At 57.1% G+C, this 14,135-nt stretch carries 15 protein-coding genes; 6 read left to right on the top strand and 9 right to left on the bottom strand.

The features are described from left to right. Positions 1–4: 4 nt before the first annotated feature. The 9 genes from hycI to hycA form a co-directional block, all read right to left on the bottom strand. Positions 5–475: a hydrogenase maturation peptidase HycI gene (gene hycI / locus J4685_RS08360; RefSeq protein ID WP_000132984.1), complete on the bottom strand. Its 471-nt coding sequence runs from the start codon at positions 473–475 to the stop codon at positions 5–7. Then, positions 468–878, bottom strand: coding sequence for a formate hydrogenlyase maturation HycH family protein (locus J4685_RS08355; RefSeq protein ID WP_000003725.1), 411 nt, complete (start codon positions 876–878; stop codon positions 468–470). The genes hycI and J4685_RS08355 overlap by 8 nt, the downstream gene beginning before the upstream one ends. After that, entirely contained in the window at positions 875–1,642 is a 768-nt protein-coding gene (gene hycG / locus J4685_RS08350) for a formate hydrogenlyase subunit HycG (protein WP_000067420.1), read from the bottom strand. The genes J4685_RS08355 and hycG overlap by 4 nt, the downstream gene beginning before the upstream one ends. Beyond that, positions 1,642–2,184: a formate hydrogenlyase subunit HycF gene (hycF, locus tag J4685_RS08345; RefSeq protein ID WP_000493774.1), complete on the bottom strand. Its 543-nt coding sequence runs from the start codon at positions 2,182–2,184 to the stop codon at positions 1,642–1,644. The genes hycG and hycF overlap by 1 nt, the downstream gene beginning before the upstream one ends. Before the next feature lie 9 nt (positions 2,185–2,193). Next, a complete protein-coding gene (gene hycE / locus J4685_RS08340; protein ID WP_001288151.1) occupies positions 2,194–3,903 on the bottom strand; it encodes a formate hydrogenlyase subunit HycE in 1,710 nt (569 codons plus the stop codon). Positions 3,904–3,920: 17 nt separating this feature from the next. Continuing rightward, positions 3,921–4,844, bottom strand: coding sequence for a respiratory chain complex I subunit 1 family protein (locus J4685_RS08335; RefSeq protein ID WP_000110563.1), 924 nt, complete (start codon positions 4,842–4,844; stop codon positions 3,921–3,923). A 2-nt stretch (positions 4,845–4,846) separates the two neighbouring features. Next, a complete protein-coding gene (gene hycC, locus J4685_RS08330; RefSeq protein WP_000097048.1) occupies positions 4,847–6,673 on the bottom strand; it encodes a formate hydrogenlyase subunit 3 in 1,827 nt (608 codons plus the stop codon). Next, positions 6,673–7,281 (bottom strand): formate hydrogenlyase subunit HycB, encoded by a 609-nt coding sequence (gene hycB / locus J4685_RS08325; RefSeq protein WP_001079161.1) that lies wholly within the window; start codon positions 7,279–7,281, stop codon positions 6,673–6,675. Before hycB ends, hycC begins: the two co-directional genes overlap by 1 nt. 145 nt (positions 7,282–7,426) lie before the next feature. Further along, entirely contained in the window at positions 7,427–7,888 is a 462-nt protein-coding gene (hycA, locus tag J4685_RS08320) for a formate hydrogenlyase regulator HycA (RefSeq protein WP_000158074.1), read from the bottom strand. A gap of 209 nt (positions 7,889–8,097) precedes the next feature. On the opposite strand from hycA, the gene hypA reads away from it, so the two are divergent. From hypA to flhA, 6 genes are all read left to right on the top strand, one after another. Further along, positions 8,098–8,454, top strand: coding sequence for a hydrogenase maturation nickel metallochaperone HypA (hypA, locus tag J4685_RS08315; RefSeq protein ID WP_000544461.1), 357 nt, complete (start codon positions 8,098–8,100; stop codon positions 8,452–8,454). A 69-nt stretch (positions 8,455–8,523) separates the two neighbouring features. Further along, complete coding sequence (gene hypB, locus J4685_RS08310) at positions 8,524–9,396, top strand: hydrogenase nickel incorporation protein HypB (protein WP_000337646.1); 873 nt, start codon at positions 8,524–8,526, stop codon at positions 9,394–9,396. Beyond that, positions 9,387–9,659 carry a hydrogenase 3 maturation protein HypC gene (gene hypC / locus J4685_RS08305; protein WP_000334871.1) on the top strand — a complete coding sequence of 91 codons (273 nt, stop codon included), beginning with the start codon at positions 9,387–9,389 and terminating at the stop codon, positions 9,657–9,659. Before hypB ends, hypC begins: the two co-directional genes overlap by 10 nt. Beyond that, the gene (hypD, locus tag J4685_RS08300; protein WP_001212958.1) at positions 9,659–10,780 is read left to right on the top strand and encodes a hydrogenase formation protein HypD; all 1,122 of its coding nucleotides are present in this window, start codon (positions 9,659–9,661) and stop codon (positions 10,778–10,780) included. Before hypC ends, hypD begins: the two co-directional genes overlap by 1 nt. Continuing rightward, positions 10,777–11,787 (top strand): hydrogenase expression/formation protein HypE, encoded by a 1,011-nt coding sequence (gene hypE / locus J4685_RS08295; protein ID WP_001059959.1) that lies wholly within the window; start codon positions 10,777–10,779, stop codon positions 11,785–11,787. Before hypD ends, hypE begins: the two co-directional genes overlap by 4 nt. 218 nt (positions 11,788–12,005) lie before the next feature. Then, positions 12,006–14,084: a formate hydrogenlyase transcriptional activator FlhA gene (gene flhA / locus J4685_RS08290; protein ID WP_000122688.1), complete on the top strand. Its 2,079-nt coding sequence runs from the start codon at positions 12,006–12,008 to the stop codon at positions 14,082–14,084. Positions 14,085–14,135: the final 51 nt, after the last annotated feature.

Below are 14,135 nucleotides of genomic sequence, written 5' to 3'. Positions count from 1 at the left end.
CATTTTACGCCTCCGGCGCTTCCAGCGCGGCAAATCCGCCGTTTCCCTGCCAGCCTTCCAGGCGCTGATAGACGATGTTTACCGCGTCCTTAATCGGTTGAGTCATCGGATAATAAAACCCGACGATATCCGGCTGGATACCAACAAAAATCACCTCGCCGACATCCTCTTTCAGCTGATCGATAAGGTAGTTGAGCGGCATATTGTGGGTGGTCATCATAAACATTTCGGCGATATCATCCGGATCGATAATGCGGATCTCGCCCGGATTAAGCCCCATGTCGGTGGCGTCGACAATCAACAGACGCTGCGGGCGCAGTTCGCGAATCGCCACAATGTCGTTTTCCGGCGCGCTGCCGCCATCAATCACCACCCAATTCCCCTTCGGCTGCGCCGCGCACATTTCCGCCAGTAACGGGCCTGCGCCGTCGTCGCCCATCATGCTGTTGCCGACACAGAGTAAAACGTCAGTCACGAAGCCTCCTCACCATCAGGTAGATGGCGCTTTCCTGATGAATGTCATGCAGCATACTGAGCATCAGTTTGCTCCATTCTTGCTGCTGCGGGGTCTGCGCGGCGCGCGCCTCATCAAACGCGCGCGCCAGCATTTGCACATGGTTGAAATCGATGACGATCTCGCCATACTTCGGCACGCCTTCCATTTTACGCCGGGCATCGCTACCGGCTTCCAGGGTGGCGATCCACGCCAGATACTCATCCCATGGGCAGGTGAGCGCGGCCTCCAGACAATCGATAACCCCCAGGTGGTGACCAATCGCCAGGCTGTAATAGACAACCTGCTGCGCCTCGGCAGGCGTCGCATCGTTCTCATCAATAAACTTACGGCTCAGTTGACTGAACACCACCTGTTCGCTCATCGGATACGCGCCTCTTCAACAACATGATTGAGATGGGTGACAATTTCGGTTAAACGCGGATCGTTTTCCACTTCCAGCCAACGCGCCACTTGCTGCTCGCCCTGCCCCAACTGTGTCAGGTAATCATCGGCGATCTGACGACCATAGCGATAACCCGCCAGCCGGCGCGCCGCGCGATCCACCTTCACGCGCAGCGGCTGCACCATATCCGGATGCAGGATCTCTGCGGGCTGATCGTCCAGCTCACCCGGCGCGCGGGCGTGGATTTTCTGCTCCAGCAGGCCAAGCGCCATCGCAAATCCGTACAGCGTGGCGGCAGGCGTTGGCGGGCAGCCTGGAATATACACATCCACCGGGACGATTTTGTCGGTACCGCCCCAGACGCAGTACAGATCATGGAAGATGCCGCCGCTGTTGCCGCAGGCGCCGTAAGAGATACAGATTTTCGGGTCCGGTGCCGACTGCCAGGCGCGCAGCGCCGGAGAGCGCATGGCGCGGGTCACCGCGCCGGTAAACAGCAGAATATCGGCATGACGCGGCGACGGTACTACTTTGATGCCGAAACGCTCGGCATCAAACAGCGGCGAAAGCGTCGCAAAGATTTCGATTTCACAGCCGTTACAGCCGCCGCAGTCCACGCGGTAAACGTATGCCGAACGCTTAATATTTTTCAGTAAAGACGCCTTCATGCTGGCGATGGATTCATCCACCGTCATCGGTACCGGAATGCCGTTGGCGTCACGCGGGCCTAATAAATTGCTCATTAGCTGACCTCTTTCATATGGCGAGTCAGTTCAATACGGTCGGACGGCACCAGGCATTTCTGACGCTTACAGTCCGGGCAGGTCTCAAAGCTTTCGCGGTGGTTTTCCGCGCGGCTGTCGCCGTTGTGCGCAAGCAGCGCAATGGCGTAGTCGATCTCTTTCTGTACCACGAAAGGACGATTGCACACGCGGCAGTTGCACAGCGCGAAGCGGGACTGTTGCAGGAAATCTTCTTTCTTCCACACTGCCAGTTCGTACTCTTGCGACAGTTTGATCGCCGCCGTCGGGCACACCTCTTCGCAGCGACCGCAGAAGATGCAGCGGCCAAGGTTGAACTGCCACGCCAGCTCATTGGTTGCCAGTAAGGTTTCCACCGTCAGCGCGTTCGACGGGCAGGCATTAACGCAGGCGGCGCAGCCGATGCACTGCTGCGGATTATGTTCCGGCTTGCCGCGGAAGTTTTTATCAACCGCAATCGGCTCCAGCGGATAAGACGAGGTCGCCGTGCCGGTTTTGATAACTTTTTTGATAAAGGTAAACATGGCGATTCCTTATTTCAGCGGCGAGTTTTTACGCTCAATGCTATAGCGCTCAAGTTCTTTGTACGGCACGACTTTGCTCTTCTTCTTACGCACATCGACCACCGTCATCCGGTCGGTACAGGAGTAGCACGGGTCGAGGCTGCCGATAATCAGCGGCGCGTCGGAGACGGTGTTGCCGCGCAGCATATAGCGCAGCGTCGGCCAGTTGGCGTAAGTCGCGGCACGGCAGCGCCAGCGGTACAGCTTCTGGTTGTCGCCGGTCATGCTCCAGTGGATATCGTCACCACGCGGCGCTTCAGCGAAGCCGAGCGCAAAACGGTGCGGAATATAGGTGAATCCTTCCACCATCAGCGGGCCGCCCGGCAGATTATCCAGACCGAAATCGATCATATTCAGCGAGGTGTAGACTTCGTTGATACGGACTTTCAGACGAGAAATCACGTCGCAACCCTGCTCGCTATGTACTTCCATCGGCAGCAGACCGTAGCCGACAAACGGGTGGTCGGCGCGGGTGTCGCGGGCGTGACCGCTGGCGCGCACCATCGGGCCGACATTACTGAAGTCGCGGGCAATTTCCGGGTCCAGACGGCCGATACCCACGGTACGCTGTTCCATATTCGGCGTGCTCAGCAGCATGTCCACCAGCTCCTGCACGTCACGACGCATCTGCTGCGCCAGTTGACGGGTCTGGATCATGTCCTCTTTGAGCAGATCGCGGCGAATCCCGCCGATCAGGTTCAGACCGTAAGTTTTGCGCGCCCCGGTCAGGATCTCTGCCATTTTCATGGAGGTTTCACGCACGCGGAAGAACTGCATAAAGCCGGAGTCAAAGCCGGTAAAGTGGCAGGCGAGGCCGAGGTTTAGCAGGTGCGAGTGCAGACGCTCCACTTCCAGCAGAATGGCGCGGATCATCTGCGCACGCTCCGGCACCTGAATGCCCATCGCGTTTTCCACGGAAGTGGTGTAGGCAGTGCTGTGCGCGAAGCCGCAGATACCACACACGCGATCCGACAGGAAGGTGACTTCGTTATAACCCATGCGGGTTTCCGCCAGTTTTTCCATACCACGGTGGACGTAGAACAGGCGGTAGTCGGCGTCGATAATGTTTTCGCCATCGACGAACAGACGGAAGTGGCCCGGTTCATCGGAAGTGACATGCAGCGGGCCAATCGGCACCACGTTATTTTTCTTGTCACCCAGCTCGTTAATGAACTCGTAGGTTTCCGCATCGGTGGTCGGCGCCGGGCGCTGACGATAATCCATGCTGTCTTTACGCAGCGGATAGAGTTCATCCGGCCAGTCGTCCGGCAGCACCAGACGGCGCTCGTCCGGCAGACCGACCGGGATTAAACCGTACATGTCGCGTACTTCGCGCTCACCCCACACGGCAGCCGGCACGCGCGGCGTAACGGATGGGAATTCCAGCTTATTGGCATCCACTTCAACGCGGACGGTAATCCAGCACTTCGTGCCCTGCTCCATCGACAGCACGTAATAAACGGCATAGTGGCCGCACAACTGGCGTTCGTCATTACCGAACAGCACCGACAGCCACCCACCCTGCTGGTAGTAAAGAAACTCCACCGCTTCCGGCAGATAGTTCACTTTTACCGTAATAGTCAGCTGATCTTTGGTCTGCCAGGCTTCGTCCAGCACGACGCCCGGAAACGCCTGGTGCAGCGCCGCAAGGTATTGTTGACCTAATTTTTCTTCAGACATGCTCAAACTCTCTTAAATCACGCCGCCAGCAAGGAGACGAAGGCTAAAAACGCAAACCCAAAACCGGCCCAGGTCACGCGTGAAGTGGCGCAAAAACGCAGTCGCGCCATGCTGTTTTCAAACAGGGCGATCACCAGTACGCCGACAATCAGCTTGACGACGGCAATCACCAGCGCCAGTAACAGTCCGCCTGCGCTGAAGGTTTCCATCTGTCCCCACGGCAAAAACACGCCGACGAACATTTGCAGCACCACCAGTTGTTTCAGGCTGATGCCCCATTTCAGCACCGCAAAGCCGCTACCGCTGTATTCGGTCAACGGCCCTTCCTGCAACTCCTGCTCCGCTTCCGCCAGGTCGAACGGCAGCTTGCCCATTTCGATAAAGGTGGCGAAGGCGCAGGCGCACAGCGCCAGAATCAGCGGAATACTGCGCGCGACAGGCCAGTGATAAATGGTATCGGCGATATTGCTGATATGAGTTGAACCCGCCACCTGCGCGGCTACCCACAGACCCAGCAGCAGAATCGGCTCCACCAGCACGCCGAGCATCGCTTCACGGCTGGCGCCGATCGCAGTGAACGGACTGCCGGTATCCAGGCCTGCAATAGAGAAGAAGAAGCGCGCAATCGCGAACAGATAAATCAGGGTGATTAAATCACCCAGTTGCGGCAACGGAGATCCAACGGTGACGACCGGCAGCGCGGTGGCGATAGTCAGCATCACGCCGACCATCACAAACGGCGTCAGGCGAAAAACCCAGCCGGAATCAGCGGGCGCAATACTCTGACGACCGAGCAGTTTGATAATGTCGCGGTACTCCTGCAACACGCCCGGCCCACGGCGATTGTGTAGACGGGCGCGCGCCACGCGAGTAATACCGGACAGCAATGGCGCAACGGCAAATAGCACCAGCGCCTGAATTAACGGATAAAACACACTCATTTTCAGGCTCCTCGTGAAACCACAATCACCACCAGCACCGCCAGCTCAATCAGCGCCAGACGACGGAACAGCACCGCGGCCGCCGCGTTCTGCCAGCCCGGCACCAGCGATACCGGGTTCAGCCATTTACGCAATTTGAGTACCGGGGCAAAGGCCTCTTTCACCGGCATGGCGAAACCGTGCGCGGTAATCACCATCGACTGCTCATGGTCGTAGCCGCACACCCAGGCCGCGCCGCGAGAACGCGACGGCAGACGGTTGCCTTTGAACATCGCCATAATGATGAACGGCAGTAGCGGACAGGCGACCAACAGCAGCGTGATCATCGGCTGCGATACGGTGGTGTGCGCGGTTTCCAGCGGCAACGGTACCGCAGTGGAAATCATCGGCAGCAGCCACGGCGCGGCAACCCCGCCAATCACGCAGCAAATCGCCAATGCCACCACGCTGACGCCCATCAGGATCGGCGCGCAGCTGGCATTTTCAGCTTCCTTCGTGCGCGGCGCGCCAAGGAACGTCACGCCGTAAACTTTCGCCATACACATCACCGCCAGCGCGCCGGTAATCGCCAGGCCAACCGCCAGCAGCGGTCCTAACAGACGACCAACAAACGCGCCGCTGTTGCCCAGTTTGAAGAAGGACTGGTAAATCACCCACTCGCCGGCAAAGCCGTTCAGCGGCGGCAGCGCCGCCATCGCCATCAGACCGACCAGCATGGCGATAGAAATAACCGGCATCCGTTTACCAATACCGCCCAGTTTTTCGATGTCGCGATGACCGGTACGGAACCAGATGCTGCCCGCGCCCAGAAACAGCACGCTTTTGAACAGGCTATGGTTCAGCAGATGATAGAGCCCGCCGGTCAGACCCAGCGCGATCAGTACCGGCTGATTGAGAGCAATCCCGGTAACGCCTGCGCCCAGACCGAGCAAAATGATGCCGATATTTTCCAGCGTGTGATAGGCCAGCAGGCGCTGAATGTTATGCTCCATCAGCGCGTACAGACCGCCGACAAAGGCGGTGATCATCCCAAGCACCAACAGCGCCACGCCCCACCACAGTGGCGCATTGCCGCCAAGCAGAGATAGCGAGAGAATGCCCAGCAGCCCGATTTTCATCACCACGGTCGAGAACAGCGCGGCGGCGGGAGCGCTGGCGTTGGCGTGCGCCTGCGGCACCCAACCGTGTAGCGGGATAATCCCGGCCAGCAGACCAAAACCGATAACGCCGAGCAGCCAGATATCGGAGCCCAGCGGCAGTTGCTGAGCGCGTTGATCCAGCAGCCCCAGATCCAGCGTGCCGTAGCGCTGCCACACCAGCCAGCAGGCGATTGCCAGCAGCAGCGTACCGAGACGGCCCAGCACAAACCACAGTTTGCCCTCTTTGCTACCGCCGGTAAGGAACACGGCGCAGAGCGCCATGATTTCAGCCATCACCACCATCGTCCCCAGATTACTGGCGACCACAGCGCAGACGGCTGCCGCCATCAGCAGGTTGATCAACAGTCCGTTGGCTTTTACCTGTGGATGGCGATGCCAGTCGATATTGAACAGGCTGACGAACAGACCGCACAGCCCCAGCGTAATCAGCCAGATAGCATTCAGCGGCGTAATTTGCAGCATGTGACCGGTAAACGGCATCACGCCGCTAACCGTAACGGCGCTGGTCAGCGCGGTGAACCCCGCGCCTGCCGTACACAGGCTGCCGACCGCGCCGCCGATACCGGCAATCCAGCCGCTCAGCGCTTTATGAAACGAAAACAGAAACGCCAGAACGGCGGCGGCGGCAAACCACGCGACGCCGCTAGTAATCAGTGAAAGTGAACTCATTATGCATCCCCACTCTGAGCCTGCTGAAACAAGGTGAGATCGCCAAAATCGGTATTAAACGTCAGCTCACGTTTACGTTTGCTGGCGCGGGCGATATCCGTGTTCTCCACCAGGTGTAGCGCTTTAGTCGGGCACATCCGCACACAGGCCAGGCCTTGCTCGTCAAAGCTGCACAGGTCGCATTTCACCGCGATAGCGCGCACGCCCGGCACCCAGTCGAGCAACGTACTGACGCGCGCAGGCGCTGGCGGCGCGGGCGGCGCTTTCGGCGTATTGGCGTTCGCCGGAATATGCAGCGGACGGCTGCCGGAAAACTCAATAGCGCCAAACGGACAGGCAATACCGCACAGTTTGCAGCTCACGCACAGGCTTTCATTAAGCTGGACAGCGCCGTCAACGCGATTAATCGCGTTAACCGGGCATACCGTGGCGCATGGCGCATCTTCACAGTGGTGACAGAGCTGCGGCGCAGATTCTTTTTCATTCAGCATCACTTTCAGGCGCGGCATTGACTGCAGGCCATGCTGGCGATGCGTCTCTGAACAGGCGGCCTCACAGGTGTGGCAGCCGATACAGAGAGTGGAGTCAGCAATTACAAAACGATTCACCAGGCATTCCTCAGGTGATTGTCATTTTTGACGAAAACATGCCGTTGAAATGTCATTTTCGACACTTATCGACACGCCCATCCCCAAAACATTCATGACATGGCGCAACGCCATATCGCGAATCAAAGCGGGCAACGCCTCAGGCTTATACAGCCGGGCTGTGTCCCTTTACCAATTGGCGCAAATTAACCGGCGAGTTGGTTTCTACAGCGGTATAGAGGCTGTCGTAAACGCTGGCGATTTTTTCCAGATAGTGCTCCAGCACCTGCTCGCGATCGCGGTTGTTAACCCGTTCGTCAACCTTGCCGTCGATATCGAGCTGCGCCTGTGCAATCAATTGCTTATCTTCGCCATCTTTGGTTTCAACGTAGTACTCAATGGTGTGGCTGTTAAAACCATCCGCCAACGCGACGTAAATACGAAAGTGCTCAAACAGGACAAAGCAAAGATCCCTTTCCGGCGCGCAGCTCATTGCGTGATGCAGGCGCGCTTTCGAGAGGGTGATCCCCTGAACCAGCGAGTTGCAGTAAATATGCCACTGGTCCTGTAGGCGACGATGCCGTTGCGCGATGTAATCGGCCTTTTCGCTTATTTCCCAAATAGTCATGTCAGGTTACCCGTTTAACAGAGATGCCTGCGTTAAGCATTTTCCATGCCAATTTTTAACTTATTGTTTTTAATGGAAGACGCGCACAGTTACTGCCGTTTCGACGCGGTGACGACATGTCATTTCGTCATCGTCGACATTAACCTGCCAGGGGATACAAATATTGGCATAAATATTGCTTTACAGGGGCAACCACTACGGGAGGCGATATGCACGAAATCACCCTCTGCCAACGGGCACTGGAATTGATTGAACAACAGGCTTCAGCATACGGTGCAAAACGTGTGACAGCCGTCTGGATCAAAATTGGCGCATTTTCTTGCGTGGAAACCAGCGCTCTTTCCTTTTGTTTTGATCTGGTATGCCGCGGCACGATAGCAGAAGGTTGTAAACTGCACCTCGAAGAACAGGAAGCCGAATGCTGGTGTGAGCATTGTCAACAATATGTCACGTTGTTAACCCACCGTGTACGTCGTTGTCCGCAATGTCATAGCGATACGCTGCGAATTGTGGCCGATGACGGCTTACAAATTCGGCGCATAGAGATTGATGAAACTGAAGATTAATGCCGGATAAGACGCTCGCGTCGCCATCCGGCAGAAAGCCTGTAACAAGAAGAAGATCAGGAGTAAGCGATGTGTACGACTTGCGGTTGCGCTGAAGGCAACCTTTATATAGAAGGCGATGAACATAATCCGCACTCAGCGTTTCGTAGCGCGCCCTTTGCCCCAGCGGCTCGCCCGGCGCTGAATATTACCGGCATTAAAACGCCTGACTTTACCCCAAGTCAGACCGCAGAAGGCGATCTGCATTACGGCCACGGCGAAGCCGGAACCCACGCGCCTGGTATGAGTCAGCGGCGGATGCTGGAGGTTGAAATCGACGTGCTGGACAAAAATAATCGTCTGGCTGAGCGCAACCGCGCCCGTTTCGCCGCCCGCCAGCAACTGGTGCTCAACCTGGTGTCCAGCCCCGGGTCCGGTAAAACCACCCTGCTGACCGAAACGCTGATGAAATTGAAAGACCGTGTACCGTGCGCGGTGATTGAAGGCGACCAGCAGACAGTGAACGACGCCGCCCGCATCCGCGCTACCGGCACGCCCGCCATTCAGGTCAACACCGGTAAAGGCTGCCATCTTGACGCGCAAATGATCGCCGACGCCGCGCCGCGCCTGCCGCTGGATGACCACGGTATTCTGTTTATCGAAAACGTCGGAAATCTTGTCTGCCCGGCCAGCTTCGATCTGGGCGAAAAGCATAAAGTCGCAGTGCTTTCCGTGACCGAAGGTGAAGATAAGCCGCTGAAGTATCCCCATATGTTTGCCGCGGCGTCGCTCATGCTGCTCAATAAAGTCGATCTGCTGCCCTACCTCAATTTTGACGTTGAGAAGTGCATCGCCAGCGCGCGTGAAGTGAACCCGGAGATTGAAATTATCCTGATTTCCGCCACCAGCGGCGAAGGCATGGATCAGTGGCTGGCCTGGCTGGAGGCGCAGCGATGTGCATAGGCGTTCCGGGTCAAATCCGCGCCATTGACGGCAATCAGGCAAAAGTTGACGTCTGCGGCATTCAGCGCGACGTCGATCTCACATTAGTCGGCAGTTGTGATGAAAACGGTCAGCCGCGTCTGGGTCAGTGGGTGCTGGTTCATGTCGGATTCGCCATGAGCGTCATTAACGAAGCGGAAGCGCGCGACACGCTCGACGCGCTACAAAATATGTTTGATGTTGAGCCGGACGTCGGCGCACTGCTGTATGGTGAGGAGAGATAATGCGTTTTGTTGACGAGTACCGTGCGCCGGAACAGGTAATGCAGCTCATTGAACACCTGCGTGAACGCGCCGCCCTTCTTCCTTACACTGCTGAACGACCGCTGCGCATTATGGAAGTCTGCGGGGGTCATACCCACGCGATTTTTAAATTTGGTCTCGATCAGTTACTGCCCGAAAACGTGGAGTTTATTCACGGCCCCGGTTGTCCGGTCTGCGTGCTGCCAATGGGACGCATCGACAGTTGCGTGGAAATCGCCAGCCATCCGGAGGTGATTTTCTGCACCTTTGGCGATGCCATGCGCGTGCCGGGGAAACAGGGTTCTCTGTTGCAGGCTAAAGCGCGCGGCGCGGATGTGCGTATTGTTTATTCTCCGATGGACGCGCTGAAGCTGGCGCAGGATAACCCGACCCGCAAAGTGGTATTTTTCGGGCTGGGCTTTGAAACCACCATGCCGACCACCGCCATCACGCTACAGCAGGCAAAACAGCGTGACGTGCGAAACTTCTACTTTTTCTGCCAGCACATTACACTGATCCCGACGCTGCGTAGCCTACTGGAGCAGCCGGACAACGGCATTGACGCCTTTCTTGCGCCAGGCCACGTCAGCATGGTCATCGGCACCGAGGCGTACCAGTTTATCGCCGCCGATTTTCATCGCCCGCTGGTGGTGGCTGGATTCGAACCGCTTGATCTACTGCAAGGCGTGGTCATGCTGGTTGAGCAGAAAATAGCGGCCCTAAGCCAGGTTGAAAACCAATACCGTCGCGTGGTGCCGGATGCCGGAAACATGCTGGCGCAGCAGGCCATCGCCGATGTGTTCTGCGTTAATGGCGACAGCGAGTGGCGCGGCCTGGGCGTGATTGAATCCTCCGGCGTCCACCTGACGCCGGAGTATCAGCGCTTTGACGCCGAAGCGCATTTCCGCCCAGCGCCACAGCAGGTCTATGACGATCCGCGCGCCCGCTGCGGCGAAGTGCTGACCGGCAGATGCAAGCCGCATCAGTGCCCGCTATTTGGTAAAACATGTAATCCAGAGACCGCGTTCGGCGCGCTGATGGTCTCTTCCGAAGGCGCATGCGCCGCCTGGTATCAGTATCGTCAGCAGGAGTGTGAAGTTTGAACAATATACAACTCGCCCACGGCAGCGGCGGCCAGGCTATGCAACAGTTGATTAATAGCCTGTTTATGGAGGCCTTTGCCAACCCGTGGCTGGCGGAACAAGAAGATCAGGCGCGTCTGGAGCTGGCGCAACTGACGGCGGAGGGCGACCGTCTGGCGTTTTCTACCGATAGCTATGTGATCGATCCGCTCTTTTTCCCCGGCGGCAATATCGGCAAACTGGCGATTTGCGGTACGGCGAACGACGTTGCGGTGAGCGGCGCGATCCCCCGCTATCTCTCCTGCGGCTTTATCCTTGAAGAAGGGCTGCCGATGGAGACGTTAAAAAGCGTGGTCAATAGCATGGCGGCGACCGCACGGGAAGCGGGTATCGCCATTGTAACCGGCGACACCAAAGTTGTGCAGCGCGGCGCGGCGGATAAATTGTTTATCAACACTGCCGGCATGGGGGCGATTCCCGCCGATATTCACTGGGGCGCGCAAACGCTGAGCGTTGGCGATGTGCTGTTAGTCAGCGGTACGCTTGGCGATCACGGCGCCACTATCCTCAACCTGCGTGAGCAACTGGGACTGGATGGCGAGCTGGCGAGCGACTGCGCAGTATTAACGCCGCTTATTCAGACGTTGCGTCATATTGACGGAGTGAAGGCATTGCGTGACGCCACGCGCGGCGGCGTGAATGCGGTCGCCCATGAGTTTGCGGCGTCCTGCGGTTACGGTATTGAATTGTCCGAATCCGCACTGCCGCTCAAACCTGCCGTGCGCGGCGTCTGCGAGCTGTTGGGGCTGGATGCCCTGAACTTTGCCAACGAAGGAAAACTGGTGATTGCCGTTGAACGGCAGGCCGCAGATCGGGCGTTGGCGGCATTACGCGCGCATCCGCTGGGACGTGATGCGGCGCTGATTGGCGAAGTCGTGGAACGCAAAGGCGTTCGCTTAGCCGGACTCTATGGCGTGAAGCGAACCCTTGATTTGCCACACGCCGAACCATTACCTCGTATATGCTAGCAGCCTGTTGGCAGCATACTGTAGGCCGGATAAGACGCATTTGCGGCGAGATCCGGCATTAACGCTGCATTAACGCCTGATGGCGCTTTGCTTATCAGGCCTACGGAGTGTGTGACCAGCGAGTTTGCGGTCAGCCATCCGGCAATAACTTACGACTTATACCTATAATTCATTTACCGTTTTCGCACCGTTTTGCGGTATTTTCCTGGAAAAGCAACATGTCGTATACACCCATGAGCGATCTTGGACAGCAAGGCTTGTTCGATATCACTCGTACCTTATTGCAGCAGCCCGATTTGGCGTCGCTCAGTGAAGCGCTTTCGCAACTGGTAAAGCGTTCAGCGCTCGCCGACAGCGCCGGCATTGTGCTATGGCAGGCGCAGTCGCAACGCGCACAATATTATGCGACGCGAGAAAATGGCCGTCCTGTTGAATATGAAGATGAAACCGTACTGGCGCACGGCCCGGTACGTCGCATCCTTTCTCGCCCCGATGCATTGCACTGTAATTTCCATGAGTTTACCGAAACCTGGCCGCAGCTTGCCGCGAGCGGCCTCTACCCTGAATTTGGTCATTGCTGTCTGCTTCCTTTAGCCGCGGAGGGCCGTATTTTCGGCGGCTGCGAATTCATCCGTCAGGAAGATCGCCCCTGGAGTGAAAAGGAATATGACCGTCTGCATACGTTTACCCAAATTGTCGGCGTGGTCGCCGAGCAAATTCAAAACCGGGTAAACAATAATGTCGATTATGATCTGTTGTGCCGCGAACGCGATAACTTCCGTATTCTGGTTGCGATTACCAACGCCGTCCTGTCGCGTCTGGATATTGATGAGTTGGTAAGCGAAGTCGCAAAAGAGATCCACCACTATTTCAATATCGACGCGATCAGCATCGTGTTGCGCAGCCATCGCAAAAATAAGCTGAATATCTACTCCACCCACTACCTTGATGAGCATCATCCGGCGCACGAACAGAGCGAAGTCGACGAAGCCGGCACGCTCACGGAGCGCGTCTTTAAAAGTAAAGAGATGCTGCTTATCAACCTCAACGAACGCGATCCGCTTGCCCCCTACGAACGAATGCTGTTCGATACCTGGGGCAATCAGATCCAGACGCTTTGCCTGCTGCCGTTGATGTCCGGCAAGACGATGCTTGGCGTGCTCAAACTGGCCCAGTGCGAAGAAAAAGTGTTTACCACCGCCAACCTCAAGCTGCTGCGTCAGATTGCCGAACGGGTAGCCATTGCCGTGGATAATGCGCTGGCCTATCAGGAAATCCACCGTCTGAAGGAACGCCTGGTCGACGAAAATCTGGCGCTCACGGAGCAGCTTAATAACGTCGACAGCGAGTTTGGCGAGATCATCGGGCGCAGCGAAGCGATGTACAACGTGCTAAAGCAGGTTGAGATGGTGGCGCAGAGCGACAGTACCGTGCTGATTCTGGGCGAAACGGGAACCGGTAAAGAGTTGATTGCCCGCGCCATTCACAACCTGAGCGGACGTAGCGGACGCAGGATGGTAAAGATGAACTGCGCCGCGATGCCGGCGGGGCTGCTGGAAAGCGATTTGTTTGGTCATGAGCGCGGCGCGTTTACCGGCGCCAGCGCGCAGCGGATTGGCCGTTTCGAGCTGGCGGATAAAAGCTCGCTGTTTCTGGATGAAGTGGGCGACATGCCGCTGGAGCTACAGCCTAAGCTGCTGCGCGTCCTTCAGGAGCAAGAGTTTGAACGTCTCGGCAGCAATAAACTGATCCAGACCGACGTGCGGCTGATCGCCGCGACTAACCGCGATCTGGAAAAAATGGTCGCCGATCGCGAATTCCGTAACGATCTCTACTATCGGCTGAATGTATTTCCGATCCAGCTTCCTCCGTTACGCGAACGTCCGGAAGATATTCCACTACTGGTCAAAGCGTTCACCTTCAAAATCGCCCGCCGAATGGGGCGTAATATCGACAGCATTCCCGCTGAAACGCTGCGCACGCTCAGCAGCATGGAATGGCCGGGGAACGTTCGCGAGCTGGAGAATGTCGTCGAGCGCGCCGTGCTGCTGACGCGCGGCAATGTGCTACAACTGTCGCTGCCGGATATTACCGCCGTAACACCCGATACCTCGCCTGTTGCGACTGAAAGCGCCAAAGAAGGCGAAGATGAATATCAGCTTATTATACGCGTGCTGAAAGAGACCAATGGCGTAGTGGCTGGACCAAAAGGCGCGGCGCAGCGTCTGGGGCTTAAACGAACCACCCTGTTGTCGCGTATGAAGCGATTGGGTATTGATAAAGACGCGTTAGCGTAACGGGTTGCCGGATCTGATCCGGCCTGGAGATGATGCGCGCCGTAGGCCTGG

The organism is Salmonella sp. 32100201201700099SM (assembly GCF_017572645.1).
GTDB classification, from domain to species: domain Bacteria; phylum Pseudomonadota; class Gammaproteobacteria; order Enterobacterales; family Enterobacteriaceae; genus Salmonella; species Salmonella enterica.
This window is presented reverse-complemented; position numbering and strand designations above follow the sequence as displayed.